18 protein-coding genes and 2 pseudogenes are annotated in these 21,646 nt (G+C 59.0%); 10 read left to right on the top strand and 10 right to left on the bottom strand.

What is annotated here, in order from left to right; all coding sequences use genetic code 11:
* Nucleotides 1–4 precede the first annotated feature (4 nt).
* The 3 genes from RGU44_RS10385 to bkdR form a co-directional block, all read right to left on the bottom strand.
* On the bottom strand, nt 5–1,012 hold the full coding sequence (locus tag RGU44_RS10385; RefSeq protein WP_322217041.1) for a HupU protein: 1,008 nt from the start codon (nt 1,010–1,012) through the stop codon (nt 5–7).
* The gene (locus RGU44_RS10380) at nt 1,012–2,475 is read right to left on the bottom strand and encodes a sigma-54 dependent transcriptional regulator (protein ID WP_322178553.1); all 1,464 of its coding nucleotides are present in this window, start codon (nt 2,473–2,475) and stop codon (nt 1,012–1,014) included. Before RGU44_RS10380 ends, RGU44_RS10385 begins: the two co-directional genes overlap by 1 nt.
* Nucleotides 2,476–2,614: 139 nt before the next feature.
* A complete protein-coding gene (gene bkdR / locus RGU44_RS10375) occupies nt 2,615–3,103 on the bottom strand; it encodes a Bkd operon transcriptional regulator BkdR (protein WP_322178554.1) in 489 nt (162 codons plus the stop codon).
* A gap of 209 nt (nt 3,104–3,312) precedes the next feature.
* On the opposite strand from bkdR, the gene RGU44_RS10370 reads away from it, so the two are divergent.
* The 4 genes and pseudogenes from RGU44_RS10370 (at nt 3,313) to lpdA (ending at nt 8,297) form a co-directional block, all read left to right on the top strand.
* The gene (locus tag RGU44_RS10370; RefSeq protein WP_322178555.1) at nt 3,313–4,545 is read left to right on the top strand and encodes a 3-methyl-2-oxobutanoate dehydrogenase (2-methylpropanoyl-transferring) subunit alpha; all 1,233 of its coding nucleotides are present in this window, start codon (nt 3,313–3,315) and stop codon (nt 4,543–4,545) included.
* A 1-nt stretch (nt 4,546) separates the two neighbouring features.
* Nucleotides 4,547–5,605, top strand: a complete 1,059-nt coding sequence (locus RGU44_RS10365; protein WP_322217038.1) for an alpha-ketoacid dehydrogenase subunit beta — start codon at nt 4,547–4,549, stop codon at nt 5,603–5,605.
* Nucleotides 5,606–6,895, top strand: a complete 1,290-nt coding sequence (locus RGU44_RS10360) for a dihydrolipoamide acetyltransferase family protein (RefSeq protein ID WP_322178557.1) — start codon at nt 5,606–5,608, stop codon at nt 6,893–6,895.
* Nucleotides 6,896–6,897: 2 nt separating this feature from the next.
* Nucleotides 6,898–8,297: pseudogene (gene lpdA, locus RGU44_RS10355) on the top strand (dihydrolipoyl dehydrogenase).
* 97 nt (nt 8,298–8,394) lie between these two features.
* Here lpdA and RGU44_RS10350 read toward each other — a convergent pair.
* Together RGU44_RS10350 and RGU44_RS10345 are read right to left on the bottom strand one after the other, a co-directional pair.
* Entirely contained in the window at nt 8,395–9,612 is a 1,218-nt protein-coding gene (locus tag RGU44_RS10350; RefSeq protein WP_322217036.1) for an MFS transporter, read from the bottom strand.
* Nucleotides 9,613–9,936: 324 nt separating this feature from the next.
* The gene (locus tag RGU44_RS10345; RefSeq protein ID WP_322178560.1) at nt 9,937–10,839 is read right to left on the bottom strand and encodes a formate/nitrite transporter family protein; all 903 of its coding nucleotides are present in this window, start codon (nt 10,837–10,839) and stop codon (nt 9,937–9,939) included.
* Nucleotides 10,840–10,991: 152 nt separating this feature from the next.
* Between RGU44_RS10345 and RGU44_RS10340 the strand changes: the two genes are divergently transcribed.
* Complete coding sequence (locus RGU44_RS10340; RefSeq protein ID WP_322178561.1) at nt 10,992–11,474, top strand: GNAT family N-acetyltransferase; 483 nt, start codon at nt 10,992–10,994, stop codon at nt 11,472–11,474.
* A gap of 31 nt (nt 11,475–11,505) precedes the next feature.
* Here the strand turns inward: RGU44_RS10340 and RGU44_RS10335 are convergent, their stop codons facing one another.
* A complete protein-coding gene (locus RGU44_RS10335) occupies nt 11,506–12,471 on the bottom strand; it encodes a D-2-hydroxyacid dehydrogenase family protein (RefSeq protein ID WP_322217033.1) in 966 nt (321 codons plus the stop codon).
* 87 nt (nt 12,472–12,558) lie between these two features.
* Entirely contained in the window at nt 12,559–13,212 is a 654-nt protein-coding gene (locus tag RGU44_RS10330) for a DUF1345 domain-containing protein (protein WP_322178563.1), read from the bottom strand.
* A gap of 228 nt (nt 13,213–13,440) precedes the next feature.
* Between RGU44_RS10330 and RGU44_RS10325 the strand changes: the two genes are divergently transcribed.
* Both RGU44_RS10325 and RGU44_RS10320 read left to right on the top strand, forming a co-directional pair.
* Nucleotides 13,441–14,544, top strand: coding sequence for a sugar diacid recognition domain-containing protein (locus RGU44_RS10325; protein WP_322178564.1), 1,104 nt, complete (start codon nt 13,441–13,443; stop codon nt 14,542–14,544).
* A 117-nt stretch (nt 14,545–14,661) separates the two neighbouring features.
* Complete coding sequence (locus tag RGU44_RS10320) at nt 14,662–15,801, top strand: glycerate kinase (protein ID WP_322217032.1); 1,140 nt, start codon at nt 14,662–14,664, stop codon at nt 15,799–15,801.
* Nucleotides 15,802–15,856: 55 nt separating this feature from the next.
* Here the strand turns inward: RGU44_RS10320 and RGU44_RS10315 are convergent, their stop codons facing one another.
* Complete coding sequence (locus RGU44_RS10315) at nt 15,857–17,386, bottom strand: MFS transporter (protein WP_322217030.1); 1,530 nt, start codon at nt 17,384–17,386, stop codon at nt 15,857–15,859.
* A 119-nt stretch (nt 17,387–17,505) separates the two neighbouring features.
* On the opposite strand from RGU44_RS10315, the gene RGU44_RS10310 reads away from it, so the two are divergent.
* The 3 genes from RGU44_RS10310 to RGU44_RS10300 all read left to right on the top strand — a co-directional run bounded on the left by RGU44_RS10310 (nt 17,506) and on the right by RGU44_RS10300 (nt 19,259).
* A complete protein-coding gene (locus RGU44_RS10310) occupies nt 17,506–18,390 on the top strand; it encodes a LysR family transcriptional regulator (protein ID WP_322217027.1) in 885 nt (294 codons plus the stop codon).
* Nucleotides 18,391–18,476: 86 nt separating this feature from the next.
* A complete protein-coding gene (locus RGU44_RS25020) occupies nt 18,477–18,755 on the top strand; it encodes a Fic family protein (protein WP_323565942.1) in 279 nt (92 codons plus the stop codon).
* 126 nt (nt 18,756–18,881) lie between these two features.
* Nucleotides 18,882–19,259, top strand: coding sequence for a VOC family protein (locus tag RGU44_RS10300; protein WP_322217025.1), 378 nt, complete (start codon nt 18,882–18,884; stop codon nt 19,257–19,259).
* 55 nt (nt 19,260–19,314) lie between these two features.
* Here the strand turns inward: RGU44_RS10300 and RGU44_RS10295 are convergent, their stop codons facing one another.
* Both RGU44_RS10295 and RGU44_RS10290 read right to left on the bottom strand, forming a co-directional pair.
* Complete coding sequence (locus tag RGU44_RS10295) at nt 19,315–20,778, bottom strand: mannose-1-phosphate guanylyltransferase/mannose-6-phosphate isomerase (protein WP_322217022.1); 1,464 nt, start codon at nt 20,776–20,778, stop codon at nt 19,315–19,317.
* Nucleotides 20,778–21,116: pseudogene (locus RGU44_RS10290) on the bottom strand (sugar transferase); the annotation flags it as partial. The pseudogene RGU44_RS10290 and the gene RGU44_RS10295, both read right to left, overlap by 1 nt.
* Nucleotides 21,117–21,646 lie beyond the last annotated feature (530 nt).

Genomic DNA, 21,646 nt, shown 5'->3' with positions numbered 1-21,646 from the left:
TTTCCTAACGCCGTGGGATAAGCACAACGGGCGCGATGAGTTGATGGTCGGACGTAGCGTTCTGCTTGACCCGCTTGGGCGTTGCCGATTTGGACAGCGCTGACAGGGCGACAAACCAGGCTTTGGGCATGTCGGTTGGCAGGCCGATGGGAATGCCTGCCACCTTGGGCGTGAGGTTGAACGCATGCCCCGGTTCTTCGAAACCAGGGGCGGTGCAGTTGATGCAGGCATAGCCGCCACGGGTGCAGGAGCCTTCGCCGTTCCACAAGCGCGTATTGCAATCAGCGTGGGCCTGGGTGCCCTTGCAGCCGAGGTTTTCCATCATGCAGCCGAGGTCCGAAGGTTTCTCGGCGCTGGCCTTGTATTCGTAGAACTCGTTACGCGTGCAGCCGTGGTGAACCAACTGATCGGCGTAGAAGCGCGGCCGCCCCAGGATGTCCAGGTCGGGCTCGGCGAACAGGCCGGCGGCCAGTGACATGAGGGTGTCGGTGACCCAGCCAGGGTGAGTCGGGCATCCGGCAACGTTGATCACCGGCAGGCCGCGACGTGAATGGTAATCGGCACCCAGCAAGCCGCCCAGGCGATGGCCGTCGTATTGCAAGCCGCAGGCGTCCGTCGGGTTATTACCGGCAGCGGTGATGCCGCCATACGCGGCGCAGGTACCGATGCCCAAGGTGTATTCGGCTACTTCGGCCAGGTCCCGAACCCAGTCGATCATTGCCCGACCCGTGCCGGCCAGCATGTGAAAGCGCCCGGTGCCGTTGGGGCCGCGAAGCATGGAGCCTTCGATACACAGCGCGTCGAGACGGGTACGTCCCTGCAAGCAGTCGTTGAGGATACTGACCATTTCGTCGCCGGTTTCCAGCGACAGCGACGGGTGCCAGAGCAGTTCGATTCCGGCACTGCGCCACATGCCTGCGAAGTCCTGAGTGTCGGCGCACAGCAGCGACATCGTGCAGCCCCCACAGCCACCCGATTGCAGCCAAAGCACGTTGAACGCGTTGTCTTTCATCAGGACTCCTCCAAACCGAAGCGGCGCAGTTTCTGCCGCAAGCCTACGCGGGACAGGCCCAACTCACGGGCCGCGTGGGTCTTGTTCCAGCGATGACGCAACAGCGACTCTTTTAACAGGGTTGCCTCGATGGCGTCGAGTTGCTCTTGCAATGTCCCGCTTGGGCTTGAGGTCGGTGTACTGGTGGACAGGGCAAGTCTGGCCTGGCCTTGCAATACGCGCCAGGAGAAGGCCCGCGCGTTGATTTGCGCGCCATCGGACAAGGCGGCGGCGCGGTAAATCTCGTTGCGCAGTTCGCGGATATTACCGGGCCAGGAATAGCCGATCAGGCTGGCCAAGGCATCGTTGGCGAAGTTCAATTCGGGCAGATCGAGTTCCTGGCGGGCGTCATCCAGCAACTTGTTGGCAATCGGTAATACGTCAGCGCTGCGTTCGCGCAGTGGCGGCAGCGCCAGGCTGACGCCCGCCAGCCGGTAATAAAGATCGCTACGGAAACGTCCGGCGCGCACGTCCTCTTCAAGGTCGCGGTGGGTCGCGGCAATGACCCGAACGTCGACTCGCACTGTGCTGGACGCGCCGACCGGACGCAGCTCGCCTTCTTGCAGAACCCGCAATAACTTGACCTGAAACGCCGGTGAAGTATCACCGATCTCGTCGAGCAGCAGGGTGCCGCCGTTTGCCCTCTGGAACAGGCCGATGTGATCCTGGTGGGCGCCGGTGAAGGCGCCACGCTTGTGACCGAAAAGCTCGGACTCAAGCAGGGTGTCGGGCAGCGCCGCGCAGTTCTCCATGACAAACGCGTTGGCCGCTCGCGGGCTGGCATAGTGAATGCCGCGAGCGAGCAGTTCCTTGCCGGTGCCCGACTCACCCAGCAGCAGCACTGGAAGGTCGTAGCGGGCAACGCGCGCGGCCATTTCACAGAGCGCATCCAGCGGTCCGCCAACGGCGCGCACAATGCGTGAAAAGTCGAAGGTTTCACGGACCCTGGAAAGGGTCTCCTGGTTGCGCCGTCGCAACACTGGCGTGCCGGCGCGCAGCTCCAGATCCAGTCGTTGCATATGATTTTGTAGGGCCTGGCTTTCCACCGCGTTGCGTACGGTGCTCAGCAAGTGCTCCGGTAACCAGGGTTTGAGCAGATACTGATAGATCCCGGCGAGGTTGATGCCGTTGATGATGTCTTCCGAATCGGTGTAGCCGGAAAGAACAATACGCACGACTTCCGGCCAGCGCTCGCGAGCTTCCTGGAGGAACTCGATGCCACTCATGCCGGGCATGCGCTGGTCGCAGATAATCACCGAGACCGGGTGCTCTTCGAGCAGCTTGCGGGCCTCGATCGCCGAGTCGGCCAGGAGCACTTCAAACTCTTGATTCAGCACCCGACACAGCGACTCCCGCGAGCGCAACTCGTCATCGACAACAAGAATTGTCGGCAAGTCGGGTTGGGTATCGGACGTCGAGGTCATGGGCAAAAAAAGAAGAGAAGAGAAGATTTCACGACGATGCCAGACGGCTGCGAATGAGGGGCGATAGTAACACGGCCGTGGCTGACGGGCGGTTCGTTTGCAGCGGGTCAGACGCTGACAAGCGTCCGTACCAGGCTCACTAACGCTCCAGACTCAGCCCATTGGCTGGCAATGGCAACGCCGTTTTGTAGCGCACCTGCTTGAGCGCGAAGTTGGAGCGAATGTTGGCCACTCCTGGCACTTTGGTCAGGAAATCCAGCAAAAAACGCTCCAGTGCCTGAATGGTCGGCACCAGCACCCGGATCAAATAATCTGGGTCGCCCGCCATCAAATAGCACTCCATCACTTCGGGACGATTGGCGATGGCCTCTTCGAACTCGTGCAAGGCTTCCTCAACCTGCTTTTCCAGGCTGACATGGATAAACACGTTGACGTGCAGTCCTAATAGTTCCGGGTCCAGCAGGGTGACTTGTTGCCGGATGAGCCCCAGGTCTTCCATTGCCTTGACCCGATTGAAGCAGGGGGTAGGGGAGAGATTGACGGAGCGTGCGAGGTCGGCATTGGTGATTCTGGCATTCTCTTGAAGACTGTTGAGAATCCCTATGTCAGTACGATCAAGCTTTCTCATGAGACAAATACGCCTGTTTATTCTATTTATTCAGAATAAATATCTTTAAATGGCTCTGCACGCAACGAAGTTGAGAAAAATATTCTCCACGCTCAGGCCTATGATTTGTGTAGGACAAGATTTTCCAAAGGGGATATCGGCGTCCAATGATTGAACAAGCTCCAGCGCCCAACAAAAACACATGACAAAAGCGAGCGTAGAGAAAGCCCATGAACGAATACGAACCCCTGCGCCTGCACGTTCCTGAACCTTCTGGCCGTCCAGGCTGTAAAACCGATTTTTCGTACCTGCATCTGAACGATGCCGGTCTCGTCCGCAAGCCCCCGATTGATGTCGAACCCTCCGATACCGCTGACCTCGCCAAAGGCCTGATTCGGGTGCTCGACGATCAAGGTCAGGCACTCGGCCCATGGGCTGAAGGCGTTTCTGTCGAAATCCTGCGTAAAGGCATGCGTGCCATGCTCAAGACGCGGATTTTCGACAACCGCATGGTCGTTGCCCAGCGCCAGAAGAAAATGTCGTTCTACATGCAGAGTCTTGGCGAAGAGGCCATTGGCAGCGCCCAGGCTTTGGCATTGAACGTAACCGACATGTGTTTTCCAACCTATCGTCAGCAAAGCATCCTGATGGCCCGCGAAGTGCCGTTGGTGGATCTGATTTGCCAACTGCTGTCCAACGAACGCGACCCCCTCAAAGGACGGCAGCTGCCGATCATGTACTCAGTACGTGACTTCGGATTTTTCTCCATCTCCGGCAATCTGGCCACCCAATTCGTCCAGGCGGTTGGCTGGGGCATGGCGTCGGCGATCAAGGGCGATACTAAAATCGCGTCGGCCTGGATCGGCGATGGCGCCACCGCCGAATCGGATTTCCACACCGCCCTCACGTTCGCCCACGTCTACCGTGCGCCAGTAATCCTCAACGTGGTCAACAATCAATGGGCCATCTCTACCTTCCAGGCCATTGCCGGCGGCGAAGCAACGACTTTTGCCGGTCGCGGTGTGGGCTGCGGTATTGCCTCGTTGCGGGTGGATGGCAACGATTTCGTGGCGGTCTACGCGGCCTCGGCCTGGGCGGCTGAACGCGCACGACGCAACCTGGGCCCGACTCTGATCGAGTGGGTGACCTACCGTGCCGGCCCGCACTCGACGTCGGATGATCCGTCCAAATACCGTCCGGCCGATGACTGGAGTCACTTCCCGTTGGGCGACCCGATCATGCGCCTCAAGCAACACCTGATCCGCATCGGCCAATGGTCCGAAGAGGAGCACGCGGCCACCAGCGCCGAGCTCGAAGCCGAAATCATCGCTGCGCAGAAAGAAGCCGAACGCTACGGCACCTTGGCGGGCGGGCAAATGCCCAGCGCCGCGACCATCTTCGAAGACGTCTATAAAGAGATGCCGGAGCACCTACGCCTGCAGCGCCAGCAACTGGGGATCTGACATGAACGATCACAACAATAATATTCAGTTGGAAACCGCCATGACCACAACCACCATGACCATGATCCAGGCCTTGCGCTCGGCCATGGACATCATGCTTGAGCGTGACAATAACGTGGTTGTGTTCGGCCAGGACGTGGGCTATTTCGGCGGCGTTTTTCGCTGCACCGAAGGCCTGCAAGGCAAATATGGCACCTCGCGAGTGTTCGATGCGCCGATCTCCGAAAGCGGGATCGTCGGCGTCGCGGTGGGCATGGGGGCTTACGGATTGCGGCCAGTGGTCGAGATTCAGTTCGCCGATTACGTTTACCCGGCGTCGGATCAGATCATTTCTGAAGCCGCACGTTTGCGCTATCGCTCGGCCGGCGAGTTCACCGCCCCATTGACCCTGCGCATGCCCTGCGGTGGCGGCATTTATGGCGGTCAGACTCACAGCCAAAGCATTGAGGCGATGTTCACCCAAGTCTGCGGTTTGCGCACGGTCATGCCGTCCAACCCCTATGACGCCAAGGGCCTGTTGATCGCCTCCATCGAGAATGATGATCCGGTGATTTTTCTTGAACCCAAACGCCTGTATAACGGCCCGTTCGATGGTCACCACGACCGCCCGGTAACGCCGTGGTCGAAACACCCGGCGAGTGCCGTGCCTGACGGTTATTACAAAGTGCCGCTGGACGTGGCGGCGATTGCCCACCCCGGCAACGACGTCACCGTGCTGACCTATGGCACCACTGTGTATGTGTCTCAAGTGGCGGCCGAGGAAACCGGCATTGACGCTGAAGTCATCGATCTGCGCAGCCTCTGGCCGCTGGACCTGGAAACCATTGTCAATTCGGTGAAGAAAACCGGTCGCTGTGTGGTGGTTCACGAAGCCACGCGCACCTGCGGCTTTGGCGCTGAACTGGTGGCGTTGGTGCAAGAACACTGCTTCCACTATCTGGAAGCACCTATCGAGCGCGTCACCGGATGGGATACCCCTTATCCTCATGCTCAAGAGTGGGCGTATTTCCCCGGTCCATCCCGAGTGGGTGCGGCTTTGAAACGGGTCATGGAGGTCTGAATGGGCACGCACGTTATTAAAATGCCGGACATTGGTGAAGGCATTGCAGAAGTTGAATTGTCTCAGTGGCACGTCAAGGTCGGCGATATGGTCGTTGAAGACCAGGTGCTGGCCGATGTCATGACCGACAAGGCGATGGTCGATATCCCGTCCCCGGTACATGGCAAGGTGATCGCCCTCGGCGGGCAGCCCGGTGAAGTCATGGCCGTAGGCAGTGAGCTGATTCGGATCGAAGTCGAAGGCGCCGGTAACCTCAAGGAGACCGCCTCGGGTGCCGTGGCCGAATCCGCCCGTGAGCCCGTGCTTGTCGCCCCGCCCAAGGTCGATGTCAGCGTCGTGGCTGAAGCCAAACCTCAAGCCGCGCCTGTCCCCGGTGTAAAACGCTCGCTGGAAGCCCGGTCTACTCGGCAGGCCAATGATCGTCCGTTAGCCTCGCCAGCCGTGCGCAAGCGTGCCCTGGATGCCGGTATTGAATTGCGTTTTGTGCAGGGCAGTGGTCCGGCCGGCATTATTCGGCATGAAGATCTGGACGCGTATATCGAGCAGAGCCAGCAGGCCAGTGCAGCCCCCGCAGCCGCTTACGCCGAGCGCAATGACGAACAGCAGATCCCGGTGATCGGCCTGCGGCGCAAAATCGCCCAACGTATGCAAGACGCCACCCGCCGTGCGGCGCACTTCAGTTATGTCGAAGAAGTGGACGTCACCGCGCTCGAAGAACTGCGTGTCCACCTCAACGAAAAATGGGGCGCCAGTCGCGGCAAACTGACGTTGTTGCCATTTCTTGTACGCGCCATGGTGGTGGCCCTGCGCGACTTCCCGCAGATCAACGCTCGCTACGACGATGAAGCGCAAATCATCACTCGTCACGGCGCGGTGCATGTCGGTGTTGCGACCCAAAGCGATAACGGTCTGATGGTGCCGGTAATCCGTCACGCCGAAGCCCGGAGTCTGTGGGCCAACGCTGAGGAGATCTCCCGGCTCGCCAGCGCTGCACGTACAGGCAAAGCCAGTCGCGACGAGATGTCCGGCTCCACGATTACCTTGACCAGTCTCGGCGCATTGGGCGGCATCGTCAGTACGCCGGTACTTAATCTGCCGGAAGTGGCCATCGTCGGGGTTAATCGCATCGTCGAGCGGCCGATGGTGATTAAAGGCCAGATCGTGATTCGAAAAATGATGAATCTCTCCAGCTCCTTCGACCATCGCGTGGTCGATGGCATGGACGCGGCGCAATTCATCCAGGCCATTCGCGGCTTGCTCGAACAACCCGCCACCCTGTTTGTGGAGTAATCATGCAGCAGACTCTGAGCACCACCTTGCTGATCATCGGCGGCGGCCCCGGCGGTTATGTCGCGGCGATCCGTGCCGGGCAGTTGGGCATACCGACTATTTTGATCGAAGGCCAGACACTGGGTGGCACCTGCCTGAACGTCGGCTGCATACCGTCCAAGGCGCTGATCCACGTCGCGGAACAGTTCCATCAGACCACGCGCTTCAGTCAAGGCTCGGCGCTGGGTATCAGTGTCCAGCCGCCCACCCTGGACATTGGCCAAAGCGTGAACTGGAAGAACGGCATCGTTGACCGCTTGACCGCTTGACCTCGGGCGTCGCGGCGTTGCTGAAGAAAAACAAGGTTCAGGTCATTCACGGCTGGGCGCGGATCATTGACGGCAAGACCGTCGAGGTTGAAGGCGCTGGCATGCGTATTCAGTGCGAGCACCTGCTGCTGGCCACCGGATCGACCTCGGTCAATCTGCCGATGCTGCCCCTCGGTGGGCCGATCATTTCGTCCACTGAAGCGCTGACACCCAGCGCCATCCCCAAGCGTTTGATCGTGGTCGGTGCCGGTTATATTGGCCTGGAGTTGGGCATTGCCTACAGCAAGCTGGGCGCGGACGTCAGCGTGGTCGAGGCTCGCGACCGGATCTTGCCGGCTTACGATCAGGAACTGACCCAGCCGATTGCCGAGACCCTGAAAACCCTGGGTGTGAAGCTGTACCTGCAACACAGCGTCGAAGGTTTCGACCCCGTCACGCAGACCTTGCAGGTGCGTAATCCAGAGGGCGAGACCCTCGAGCTGGAAGCTGATCAGGTGTTGGTCGCTGTCGGTCGTCGTCCGCACACCCAAGGCTGGAACCTTGAAGCCCTGGCGTTGGACATGCACGGCGCGGCGATCAAGATCGACGAGCGTTGTCAGACCAGAATGCGTAATGTCTGGGCCATTGGCGACTTGGCGGGGGAGCCGATGCTCGCTCACCGCGCCATGGCTCAAGGCGAAATGGTCGCGGAGCTGGTCGCGGGCAAACACCGAGAGTTCAATCCGCTGGCGATTGCCGCCGTGTGCTTTACCGACCCGGAGCTGGTGGTGGTCGGCAAGACGCCTCAGGAGGCCAAGGCCGAAGGACTGGACGTGCTGGTCGCCAACTTCCCGTTCGCTGCCAACGGCCGGGCGATGACCCTGGAATCGAAAAGCGGTTTCGTGCGGGTGGTCGCGCGAAGTGACAATCACCTGATTCTCGGCTGGCAAGCCGTCGGGGTCGGCGTGTCGGAACTGTCTACGGCCTTTGCCCAATCCCTGGAAATGGGCGCTCGCCTGGAAGACATCGCAGGCACCATCCACGCCCACCCGACACTCGGCGAAGCGGTTCAGGAAGCGGCGCTACGTGCGCTGGGGCATGCGTTGCATTTCTGACGATCTGAACCTGTGGGGCACCCCGGCACGCGCAGTGTAGTGCGCGAAGGCATTCGAGCCGGGCGCCCCTCATGTTCCGGACGGGTCAATGCGCTGATCAGCCAGCGATGACAGCGTCGCGCCGTTCGCCTGACGCGTCTTTCAGAAAACTGAGCAACGCAACCACCGGGAACGCGCTGCCGGCAACGACGATCCATAGCCAGCCGCCGCGGTCGTACAGCACGCTGGCAATCGCCGAACCGAAGGCTCCTCCGATGAAAATACTGGTCATGTACAGCGCGTTCAGGCGGCTGCGGCTGGCGGCATCCAGGGCGTAGACCGCACGCTGCCCCAACACCATGTTCATCTGCACGCAGAAGTCCAGGACCACACCGGTCACGGCCAGTCCGATCACGCTGTAAATCGGGTGAATCAGCGCCGGCAAGAAACTCAGCGCAGCCAGAACCAATGCCCCGAGGCTGGCAATGCGGGTGTGTCCGGCATCGGCCAGACGCCCACTGATGGGCGCTGCGATCGCGCCGATGGCACCGACCAGCGCGAACAAGGCGATCTGTGTCTGCGACAGGCCATGGTTGCGTGCCAGCTCCAGCGGTACGGCGGTCCAGAACAAGCTGAACGCAGCAAACATCAGCCCTTGGTAGAACGCCCGCTGACGTAACACGGGTTGCGTACGCAGCAAGGTCCACAGTGAAAACAGCAGTTGCCCGTACGAGGCGCTATGGTCAGGTTGGCGTTTGGGCATGGTGGTGGCAAGCACCACACTGATGATCATCATTAGTACCGATGCCGAGACAAACACCGCGCGCCAGCCGAAGTGGTCGGCGATCACGCTGGACAGTGGCCGTGCCAGCAGAATCCCCAGCAGTAACCCGCCCATGATCCCGCCAACGACCCGCCCCCGAGATTCCTCAGGTGCTAGATGCGCCGCCAGCGGAATCAGGATTTGCACCGACACTGAACTGAACCCCACCAACAACGACGCGAGCAAAAACACATTCGGTTGTTGACTGAACGCTGCGCCCAACAAGCTGATGATGGCCAACAGGGAGGTCATGATCATCAACCGTCGGTTCTCCAGCAGGTCGCCCAACGGCACCAGGAAGAACAGCCCAAGCGCGTAGCCGATCTGAGTCAGCGACACGATCACGCTGGCCATGGTGCTGGACAGGCCGATGTCGGGCGCAATCAGCTCGATGATTGGCTGGGCGTAATAGATATTGCCGACAATAGCGCCACAGCAAAACGCGAACAGCATTACCATGCCTCGCGTCATCGTGGGGGCCTCGGCGTGGCGGGTTTGGGTCGTGGTACTCATAAGAAAAGCGTTCTCGGGCGGACAAGTGAACCAAACACGCCTGCAACATGCGCGCGAAAGGCTGTCTGGTAATAGATTGCGCGCAGGCTAATTGTTCTGCCGCGAGGTGAGAAGGGGGGTGAGGGTGATAGCGACTATTCCTGAAAATAATGATGGGGTGCTTACCCTTTATTTCCGCCTTCCAACTCAATGTCCAACCGCTTCAACCTTGAAGCCAGGGTTGTAGGTTTAAGCCCCAACAGCTCCGCCGCGCCGCCTTTGCCGAACAGTTTTCCGTTGGCGGCGTTGAGGCGCGACGCTCCGTTTCCAGATAGGCGCGCGCTCTTATCCGCGCTTTATCTCTTCATTCTTGTGTTTGTCAGGCTGACCCAGGTCCTTGCTTCCTCGTTGCTTGGGTGGACCGCTTTCGCTGCGGATTTGGGCATGGCTGATCAGGGCGAAAATAAAACTGCCGCCGATAATGTTGCCAGCCAGGGTCGGCCCGGCAAAGGTCAGCCAGAAGTCTTTCCACGGCAGTTGGCCGGCGAACACCAGGTATGAAACCTCGGCCGAACCGACGACGATGTGGGTGAAATCGCCCAGCGCCATCAGGTAGGTGATGAGGAGGATGATCCAGATTTTTGCGCTCTCCATGGACGGGATCATCCAGACCATGGTGGCGATCATCCAGCCGGAAATGATGCCCTTGGAGAACATCTGGCTGACGTTGTTTTCCATGACCTTACGGCCAATATCGAGAAACGCTGCATCGGTTTTTGCATCGAAAATCGGCAAGTGCAGCATGACGTAGGCCACCAACAGGGTGCCGGTCAGGTTGCCGATCAATACCACGCCCCACAAACGCAAGAGCCGGCCGAAGTTGCCCAGCGTTGGTTTGGTCATCACCGGCAGCACGGCGGTCAGGGTGTTTTCGGTGAACAACTGCTGACGTGCCAGAATTACCGCAAGAAACCCCGCCGAATAACCCAGGCTGGCGATTACTTTGCTGGTATCGCCTTCGGGCAGTCGAGCATCGAGCAGGCCCATGGCCATCAGCGATAAGCCCATGGTCAGACCAGCAGCGAGGGCCGACCACCAAAGAGCGGCGATGCTGCGCTCAAGCTCCTGATCACCCTGGAGGCGAATGGTTTCGTGCAGCACGGCGGCACGTGGGGGCTGGTTTTTGTCGACCTCTCTTTCTTCTTCAGCGGACAGACCAGGGGTCTTGCCATCTTTTTCACTGTCCATAAGCGCCTCGGGTCGAATTTAGTAATGTCGCTAAGTCGTGCATCGAATGCTGCACGGCACTGATGGTTGAGACACAATTCGCTGCTGAGCGTTCGCCCTCCGGGGTGAGAGCATTTCGTTAAGTAAAACCGTTCAAATTCAGGAGCGTGACCGTGAGCATCCATATCCGCGAAGCGACCAGGGCCGATGCCAGGGTTATTCTGGGTTTTATCACCGAACTGGCGATCTACGAAAAGGCCGAGCATGAAGTGTTGGCCAGTGTGGCGGACATCGAGCGCAGCCTGTTCGACGAGCCGTCGCCAGCACGGGCGCTGATCTGCCTGCAGAATGATGAACCGATTGGTTTCGCCGTGTACTTCTTGAGCTATTCCACCTGGCAGGGGCGCAAGGGTTTGTACCTGGAAGACCTGTTCATCTCGGCCAGCCATCGCGGCGGCGGGGCGGGCAAGAAAATGCTCCGGCATCTGGCGAAGCTGGCATACGACAGCGGTTGTGGTCGTTTCGAATGGAGCGTGCTGGACTGGAACACACCGGCTATCGATTTTTATAAAGCCATCGGCGCCGCGCCGCAGGATGAGTGGGTGCGCTACCGGCTGGACGGCGAAACCCTGAAGAGCTTTGCGTTAGGCGAGTAGGTGCTGCGCACGCTTGCCCCGCCGGTCATGATCAGCCAAGCACCCGAATCGGTGTGCCACCGTGCCATGCCTGGATGTCTTCGATCATTTGGCTGAAGAATGTCCGGTAGTTGTTCTCGGTGACATAACCGATGTGTGGTGTCGCCAGCACGTTGTCCATGTGCCGGAATGGATGGTCAGCGGGCAGGGGTTCAGGTTCGTAGACATCCAGAGCCGCTCCGGCGATTCGGCGTTGTTGCAGTGCATTGATCAATGCCGCTTCGTCGATGATCGGGCCGCGTGCGGTGTTGATCAGGTACGCGGAGGGCTTCATCCAGCTCAGTGCCTGTGCATCGACCATCCCGCGACTGCGGTCGCTGAGCACCAGGTGCACCGACAATACATCCGCCTGTTCAAACAGCGCTTGCTTGCTGACGTACGTCACGCCCGATTCCGCGGCACGCTCGGGCGTGAGGTTTTCGCTCCAGGCGATCACCCGCATGCCAAAGGCCTGGCCATAGCGTGCAATCCAATTACCAATGCTGCCCAGACCGAGAATCCCCAAGGTCTTGCCGTATAAATCGCCGCCCAGGCCGACCTGCCAGCCGCCATTGCGCAACGAGTTGGCTTCGCCTACCAGATTGCGGGTAATCCCCATGATCAGGGCCCAGGTCATTTCCGGGGCGGCATGCTTGTAGCTGTCAGTGCCGCACACCTGAATGCCTAGTCGTGCAGCCGCCGGAAGGTCGATTGCGGCATTGCGCATGCCACCGGTGACCAACAATTTCAGGCGCGGCAACTGGCTCAATAAGGCTTCGTTGAACAGGGTGCGCTCACGCATGACACACACCACGTCAAACGACTCCAGGCGCGCCACCATGCTGGCGGTATCTGCCGGGAACTCGTGCAGAAAACTGACTTCGCCGATCAGGTCGAGAACGGTCCAGTCCACCACGTTACTCGCCACCGACTGCCAGTCATCGAGCACGGCGATCTGTAAGAGGGAATGTTCAGCCATTGTGGTTTTCCTCGCCAAAAACACAGTGAAATTATTCGTGAGACTAACAGTGCCGCCAGGTAGCTTGCGATTGAAGCAGGGTCCCGCTCAACCAAACAGCCCCGCAGCGATGTTGATCGAGAACCCCAGGATCGCGGTGTTGAACACAAAACCAATCAGTGATTGGGCCAGTACGGTTTTGCGCAGGTCTCGGCTTGCGACCCCTACGTCTGCTGTCTGTACCGCGACACTGATGGTGAATGAGAAGTAAAGAAAGTCCCAATAGTTCGGGTTCTTCTCGCCATCGGCGAAGCGCAGAGGGGGTTTACTGGTAGTGGCGGTGTAGAACAGGCGAGCGTAATGCAGGCTGAATATTACACCGGTGAGCAGCCAGGAACCGACAATGGTCAGGCCGGTAAAACCGTAATGCAGCAACCTGATGTGGACGCTCAGGTCTTTACTGCCAGCCAGTTCCAGGGTAATCGCTGCAAGGCTGGCAATCGCCGCCACGCATACTGTCGCCAACACCAGTCCGGCATTTTCGTCCTCGATCATAGCGAAGCGTTTGACGTCCTCGGCTTGTGCGCGAAACGTCAGCCAGATCATCAGGATCAGGTAGGTCCACACCCCAACGTTCCAGCCAATCAATATTTGGGTGGTGGGCGCGAGATCGGGAACAACGTAGCTGGAAAGAAAACCACCGACACAACCGAGCAGTGCCGCAGCGGTCAGGCGAGGGTGGGTGTGGGCGAGATGGGGCATTTGAGGGCATCGTGGTCAGAGTCTTGGCGAACCTTAGCACGGCCTCTGCGCCAGAAGAAAAAACGGCGCGGAAGTGATTCCGCGCCGCGCGCCACGTTGGGAATAGCCTTACCGCATTTGCAACTTATAGGCTCTGCAACTTACCGAACCAGGCAGACTCCTCACCATCTAATTTAAAAGTGTTTCTATAAACACCTTCACCGCAACCCACCTTCTCCGGAGTCCACCATGTTTGCTCTTGATCACGACCTTGCGCAGGACATCGTCGACCGTGCCATGGCGATCCTGCCGTGCAACGTCAATGTGATGGACTGTCTGGGCATCATTATTGGTAGTGGCGAGGCTGATCGGTTGTATACCCGGCATGAAGGTGCTCAGTTGGTGTTGGCCAACAGCCGGGTGGTGGAGATTGATTCGCAGACGGCCAAGCATCTGAATGGTGTGCGTCCGGGGGTCAATCTGCCGCTGATGCTTGACCAGAAATTGATGGGCGTACTGGGGATTACCGGTGAGCCGGACGAGGTCCGGGTCTATGGCGAGCTGGTGAAGATGACCGCCGAGATGCTCATGGAGCACCGGCGCCAGCAGGCGGATCAACAGTGGAGGCATCAGCGCAGCGAGGACCTGCTTTCGCGGTTGTTGCTGGTCGACTGCCCCGACAGCCAGGTCGACGAAGCCGAGCATTTGGGGCTGCAACCGCAATTGCCGCGTCAGTCGGTATTGATCGAGCTGCCTGCGCAAACGCCTGCGGCCAGCCAGATTGCCACTTGGTTGAACGCCCGTTATGCCCATAGTTGGTGTGTGGTGCGCGAGCCGACGTTGTTGCACTGGTGCCGCGCCGCAGGCAAGGAACGCGACGATACGCTGCTGCTGGAGCAGTTCGACGAGCAGGGCTGGCCCGTGGTGCGGATGGTCACGGTCGAGCAATCGGCCGATCTGGCGACGTTGCAACAGGCCTGTGCTGCGGGGCGTGATTTGCTCGATTACGCCCGCCATGTCCATCCGCAGCGGCGGCTGTTGCGTCTGGCCGTTCATCGTCCGGCCGTGCTGTTCTGGCGTTATCGCAACGATTGGCTCGCCCAAGGCGTGGCCGCCCCGATCATCCGGCTGCAAGAAAGCAACAGCGGGCAGTTGCTGGAAACCCTGCGCAGCTGGTTCGACTACAGCGGCGAAAGTCAGGCCTGTGCAGACGCGCTGGGCATTCACCGCAACAGCCTGCGTTATCGACTGGAAAAGGTCGCGGAGCTCAGCGGTTGCGACCCCTACAAAACTGACGACTTGTTGCGCCTGTATCTGGGCGTACAAATGACGCCTCGAATCACTGCGGACTAAAATCCAGTATGTTGTTTTGGTCCAATGACCAATAACTGCCTACGTTTCTTGGGCGAAGGTCAGGCGGAAAACGTCGATTAGGGTGAGAACATCTACTCATTACGGATAGGAGCCTCCATGAAAATCGTCATCGCACCCGACTCTTTCAAGGACAGCCTGAGTGCCCAGGCTGTCGCCAATGCTATTGCCGGGGGCCTGGCCGAAGTCTGGCCTGACGCCGAGTTAGTTCAATGCCCGATGGCCGATGGCGGTGAGGGCACCATCGAAGCGGTTCTGGCCGCCTGTGATGGGCAGTGGATGAGCACCACTGTCAGCGGACCGTTGGGCGTTGCGGTCGAGGCTCAGTGGGGCTGGCTGGAACAGACCCGGACCGCAATCATTGAAATGGCCATGGCCAGCGGCTTGCAGTTACTGACCCTTGAGCAAAGGGACGCTTGCCTGAGTAGCACGCATGGCACGGGCGAGTTGATTCGTGCGGCGCTGGACGCTGGCGCGCAACGTATCATCCTGGCGATTGGCGGCAGCGCGACCAATGATGCGGGCAGTGGCATGCTGTCGGCGTTGGGTGCGCGTTTTCTCGACGGTAATGATCAGCCTCTGATTCCGAGTGGTCAGGCTTTGGCGCAGGTACAGCGGATCGAACTGGGCGGTCTTGATGCACGTTTGCGTGACGTGCGCTTTGAGGTTGCGGCGGATGTCGACAACCCATTGTGCGGTCCGCAGGGTGCCTCTCATATTTTTGGCCCACAAAAGGGGGCATCTCCGCAGCAAGTTCTGGAGCTGGACGCCGCGTTGGGGCATTTCGCCGACCATTCGGCTCAGGTTCTGGGTCATGACGTGCGCGACCAACCCGGTTGCGGGGCGGCAGGGGGCATGGGCTTCGCTGCCAAGGCTTACCTGAACGCGACTTTTCGCCCTGGCGTAGAGGTGGTGGCCGACCTTGTGGGCCTGGCCTATGCACTGGACGGTGCCGATTTGGTGATCACCGGCGAAGGCTGTTTTGATGCTCAGACGCTGCGTGGCAAAACGCCGTTCGGTGTCGCCCGCATTGCCCGGCGCAAGGGGGTGCCGGTGATCGTGTTGGCCGGGACGTTGGGTGAGGGCTATGCCGATCTGTACGCGCATGGCATCAGTGCGGCGTTTGCGTTGACCAGTGGCCCAATGACGCTCGGTTATGCCTGTCGCAACGCCGCGAGCTTGTTGCATGATCGAGCTCGTGATCTGGCGCGGGTCTGGCGGCTGGCTGTGTCGCGCTGATGCGTGTTCCTTCCCCGACCGAGTTCGCTGCGCGACAGAGTGGTGTCATGAGGGTTTATGCAGCACTCAACTGAACCGCGGGTATCGGGTTGCGCATAAGGGTGCCCACCAGCAGGGCTCCAAGCAGCGCCATCAATCCGGCCACCCACAGGACCGTGCTGAAGCCTGAAACAAATGCCTGTTGCGCCAGCGGCTGGACGATCAGCCGCGCATTCTCCGTCAGCGGCTGCATCGCCGCGACCATGTCACCGGCTACCACGCGGGACACGATGTGATCAGTCTGAGCCAGCCAGCCGGGAGCATTGAGTTGCAGGCTACGGGTCAAGACCTGTTGTGAGTGGCTGGCCAACAAGGCGCCGAACACACCGATGGCGAGCATGATCGCGCTGAAACGCATCGTGGTGCTCATTCCTGACGCCATGCCTGCGCGGTCACGCGGTACGCACGCCATGATGTTCTTCTGGGTATCGCCATTGAGTAGTCCTGCGCCAGCCCCGGTGACGGCGATGGCGCAGGCAAAGCTCAGGTAGCCGCCCATCGACACCGCCCAGGCGCTTAGCAGGTTGCCGCAACCGACCAGAATCAGCCCGAGGGCCATCATGCTGGCTGGCGATAACAGGCGAGATAACCGCGTGCCGATCTTCGGGAAGGTGAGCATGGTCAGCGCGAACGGCAACATGCCCAGCCCGGAGGCGATGGCAGTGAACCCTAGGCCATTCTGCAAGTAGAACGGTAATAGCGTCATCATCACTTGGGCACAACCTGCGTAAGCGAACATGCCCAGGAGCGCACCAACGAACCGCGGGTGTTTGAACAATTGCAGATCGACCATAGGCCGAAGCTGTAGCCGCTGAACCACCACGAACAGGACCATCAACAGTACGCCGGCCAGCAAGCGCAGTGTGGTCAATGAAGTGTCCCAGCCAATGCGATTGGCCTCGATCAGGCCCCAGATAAGACACAGCAGACTGCCGCTAAACGCCAGACTGCCCCAAGGGTCGAGCCGCGCTGATTGTTCGTTGCGCGACTCGTCGATGTTGCGCCATACCATGCTCACCAGCAGCAAGCCCAGCGGCAGGTTCAGGTAGAAAATCCAGCGCCAGCCCACGAATGAGGCAATCAGACCACCCACGGTGGGCGCGGCGGTCATGGCTACGCCCATGCAGGCCCCCCAGAACGCCCAGGCTTTGGCCCGTTCGGTCTCGTCATGGAACGCATGGCCGATAGTCGCCAGTGCCGAGGTCAATAACAGCGCGGCCCCTACACCTTTGATCGCTCGAGCAATGTCGAGGAAGAGGATGTTTGGCGCCGCGCCACAGCCCAGTGAGGCCAGAATGAACAGCGCCAGGCCGCAGAGTAGGGTCTTCTTCCTGCCAAAACGATCAGCAATGCTGCCTGCGGGCAATAGCAGTGCGGCGAAGGCCAGCATGTAGGCGCTGACCACCCATTCGATGTCGGCGAAATTGGCCCCCAGGTCACGGGCAATACTGGGCAAGGTCACGGCGACAATATTGGTGTCAAGAACGATAAGCGAGCAGACCGCCGAGGCGGCCAACAGAGTCATGCGCGGGCTGGGCGTTTTCATGTCATTCCTCGCAGATACACGATTGCTTTATGGGTAACGTGCTAGCAAGCTTATTGCAATGCCTTAGGCGCTTTGTTACTTGGGCTTGAGCACTTCATTACCTTTGAGCTAATGCAGTCATGGAAATACGCCACTTTCGTTACTTTCTGGCTGTCGCCAAGCACAGGAATTTCAGCCGTGCCGCAGCACAACTGGGCATTGCTCCGCCGACGCTTACCCGACAGATTCAGGACATGGAAAGCGCCTTGGGCACGCGCTTGTTCCTGCGCCTGCAACGCGAGGTCAGCCTGACGGATGCGGGCAGGGCCTTGCAGGCAGAGGCGGAGCCGACCGTGCGTCAGTTCGAAGCCGCGCAGCTCAATGCGCAACGTGCGGGGCGCGGTGAGACGGGTCACATCGAGCTGGGTTATGTGGCTTCGGCGGTGTTTTCCGGGGTGCTGCAAAAACAGGTCAGCAGCTTTCGCCTGCGTTATCCGGACATTGGCTTCACCATCAGCGAGAACCTGATGTCGGCCTTGCCAGAAATGATCGAGGAGGGGCGGCTGGATGTCGGTTATGTTCGCTCGCCCATGCATTTACCCGAAGCCCTGAGCACCGTCAGTCTGTTGGTAGAAGGCTTTGCGCTGGCGCTGCCAGGCAGCTCATGGCTGTGTCGTCTGAAAGAAATCAATGCGGCGCATTTGCAGAATGAAATCTTCATTCTCCCCGAACAGATCTCTGGCACCTTGCAGGTCGCCGCGCAAGGCGGCTATGCGCCAACGCTTGGGCCTCAACCGGGTGGGTTAGTTGCTGTTGTGGCGCTGGTGTCTCTCGGCCAGGGTGTGGCCGTGGTGCCGGAGTCAATGGTGGACCACATCAAGTTGCCCAATGTGGTGTACCGGCGTATTCAAGACTGCCAACCTTCGTCATTCTTGTCGCTGGTTTATCGCCGTTTTGAAAAGGCTCCGGCGGTGGCGCGCTTCATCGAACACGTAAAGGATTTCAGCGAGAAACCCACTCTGTAACATGAAGATTGATCATGGACTTTAGTAAATGAAGAAATACCAGCCACCGTTGACACTGACTTCACGGATGCTCGCCCTCGTCGCAGATATCAGCGAAGAGGTCGGTCGCTTGTCGTCGTTGCGGGAAACGACAAACCGACCCGGTAAAAAAACTACTCAAGGTTCTCGCAAGCCATCCTTCGTTCAAGTCCGGCGAGCTGATGGATCAATTGGGCCTCGCGCATCGGCAATCATTTCGTCGCACGTACCTCAACCCGGCATTGGCGGCAGGGCTGGTAGAAATGACCGATCCCGACTCGCCCCGCAGCCCTGTGCAGATGTATCGGTTGACTGAGCGTGGCCATTCAATGCTTAAACATCCCTAAAGTCGTCAGTCGACTTCGCCAGCCTCTGCAAGGCATTCGGGACATTGTGCTCGGGCACCTGATTCCCGCCCGTGTCACTGGCATGCACCAGCAAGTGCCTTCGACCCTATTCAAGGAGCTCACCCCATGATCGATCATCTTGACCATTTGGTCCTGACCGCCAGCGATGCCGATGCCACCCGGGATTTCTACACCCGCGTGCTCGGCATGCAACTGGAGACCTTTGGTGCCGGACGTATGGCGTTCACGTTTGGCAACCAGAAAATCAACCTGCACATTCGCGGGCACGAATTCGAGCCCAAGGCGCATCTGCCGGTTCCGGGCGCGCTGGACTTGTGCTTTATTGCGTCGATCCCGCTGGAACAGGTGATTGAGCGCCTGGCTGAGGCCCGCTGGCCAATTGTCGAAGGCCCGATCATGCGCACGTGCGCCACCGGGCCGATTCGCTCGGTATACGTGCGTGACCCGGACCTGAACTTGATCGAGATTTCCGAACAGACCTGAGCGGGTACAGCCGTCGCTACAGGCCTGCTGTTCTCTCAAGGGTGATGTCGACCTTCTAGGTATTGAGCGTTTCCACGGGCACGCGACCATAAACGTCGGTGAAACGAACAATGTCGTCTTCACCCAGGTATTCGCCGCTCTGTACTTCGATCATGACCAAATCGACCACGCCGGGGTTGATCAGACGATGAGTGCGGCCAGGTTTGATAAACGTCGACTCATTGGTATCGAGTAGAAACTCACTGTCGCCGTTGGTCACCCGCGCCATGCCGCTGACCACAATCCAGTGTTCGCTGCGGTGATGGTGCATTTGCAGTGACAACGATGCCTGAGGGCGGACCATGATGCGTTTGATCTTGAAGCGCTTGCCTTCTTCGAGCACGGTGTAGGTCCCCCACGGGCGGGTGACGGTACGGTGCAGGCGATAAGCATCATGTCCCTGGCGCTTGAGCTCCTTGGCAATGATTCTGACGTCCTGGCTACGATTGGCGTCGGCAATCAGCAGCGCGTCGGGGGTATCGATGATGATCAGGTTATCCAGGCCGACGCCGCCCACCAGGCGTCGTGGCGAGTCGATGTAGCAATTGGTCACCTCATGCAAGACGGTCTGGCCGTTGCATTGGTTGCCATCGGTGTCGGCCGGGCTCAGTTCGCGCATGGCCTGCCATGAGCCGATGTCGCTCCAGCCCAGCTGGCATGGCACCACCGCGACTTTTTGCGAGGGTTCCATCACGGCGTAGTCGATGGAAATGTCCGGGGCCAGCGCAAACAGTTCACTGTCCAGTTCCAGCTGCAATTCGTGATTGCCTTCCTTACTCGGGCTTCGCTCCAGGCAAGCTTTGACCGAGGCCAATACCTGCGGCGCGTGCTCTTGCAGCTCGCGCAAGATCGTGTCGGCGCGCATGCAGAACATGCCGCCGTTCCACAGGTGCAATCCACCGTCGAGGTAACCCTGAGCAGTATCAGCGTCTGGTTTTTCGACAAAACGGGCCACTTGATAGGCTGTGGCTGTCGAATTCAAGGACTGACCTTTTTCGATATAACCAAACCCGGTTTCAGCCTTGGTCGGCACAATGCCGAATGTCACAATCCAGCCTTGGTCGGCCAGTTCTCGAGCGGTGCTCACGGCTTGAGCGAACGCCTCCACATCCTTGATCAAATGATCGGCTGGAAGAATCAATAGGTGAGCATCGTCGCCGTACAAACGAGCGACATGCAGCGCCGCAGCCGCGATGGCCGGGGCAGTATTGCGCCCGAACGGTTCGAGGATAAAGTCCAGGCTTACGTGGTTCTTATTGAGTTGGCGGTAGTCGTCCACCGTCCGGAAATACACGTCACGGTTGGTCACGGTCAAGATTCGGTCGACGTCGGCCAACCCGACGGCCCGAACGAAGGTTTTTTGCAGCAGGCTTTCTCCATCGGGAAGACGCATGAAGGGCTTGGGCATGGCTTCGCGGGAAACCGGCCACAGTCGGGTGCCAGCGCCGCCAGCGATAATGCAAGGGATGAGAGTGCTCATCAATAGGCCTCACGAGTGAACAGCACTGCAGGAGCAGTGCGGAAAAGGATGTACAAATCGAACCAGACCGACCAGTTTTCTATGTATTCAAGGTCGAATTCGACGCGCTTTTCGATTTTTTCCAACGTGTCCGTTTCACCACGATAGCCGTTGATTTGCGCCAAGCCAGTAATGCCTGGTTTGACCCGATGGCGAGCCGTGTATTCTTTGACCGCTTCTTCAAAAAGAATGCCCGCAGCTTTGGTTGCCGTGGCGCGGGGGGGGCGCGGCACGACCATGGACATACTGCCGGTGAAGACGTTGAGCAGTTGTGGCGGCTCGTCAAGGCTGGTCTTGCGTTAGGCATGCGTCCGATACGGTCGTTGATAAGCTCGGAAACGCCGGAACGGATGTCCTGACTCTTCGCCAGGTACTCGGCCAGGCGCTGACCGTTTTCAGTTGCACCGGGAATGATCGCGTTCTGCAGGAAAAAGCCTTTTTGCATGAGACGCTGGAACATCAGCACCGTTAAATAGCTCTGCAGTGCAATGGGGCGGTCAGTTTGCCAGAGCGCCAGAATCAATAATCCCGGGAAAATGCAGGTCATACCGTGCACGAGGCGAATATCGAACAAAAAATATTCGACCAAGCTGGAACGCGTAAGCAGAAGACTGTCAACAGGTTGCAAGCGCATAACTGTCCATTCCTCGAGCCATGAATTCAGTGCCAAATCCCGCGGTACTGAGATGGATATTCATGAGTAAAGTCAATAAAATGACTTATGTGAATTCCTTTTTCGATATAGCCAATATTCTGTCGAATTAAACACAGCCCTTGATAGCATTTCAATGGCAATTTGTATTTAGGCAGTGTTTTTTCTACAAAATAT

Source organism: Pseudomonas sp. 5C2, from assembly GCF_034314155.1.
Taxonomy (GTDB): Bacteria; Pseudomonadota; Gammaproteobacteria; order Pseudomonadales; family Pseudomonadaceae; genus Aquipseudomonas.
Note: the sequence above shows the minus strand (reverse complement) of the source record. Positions and strands in the feature narration are given on the sequence as shown.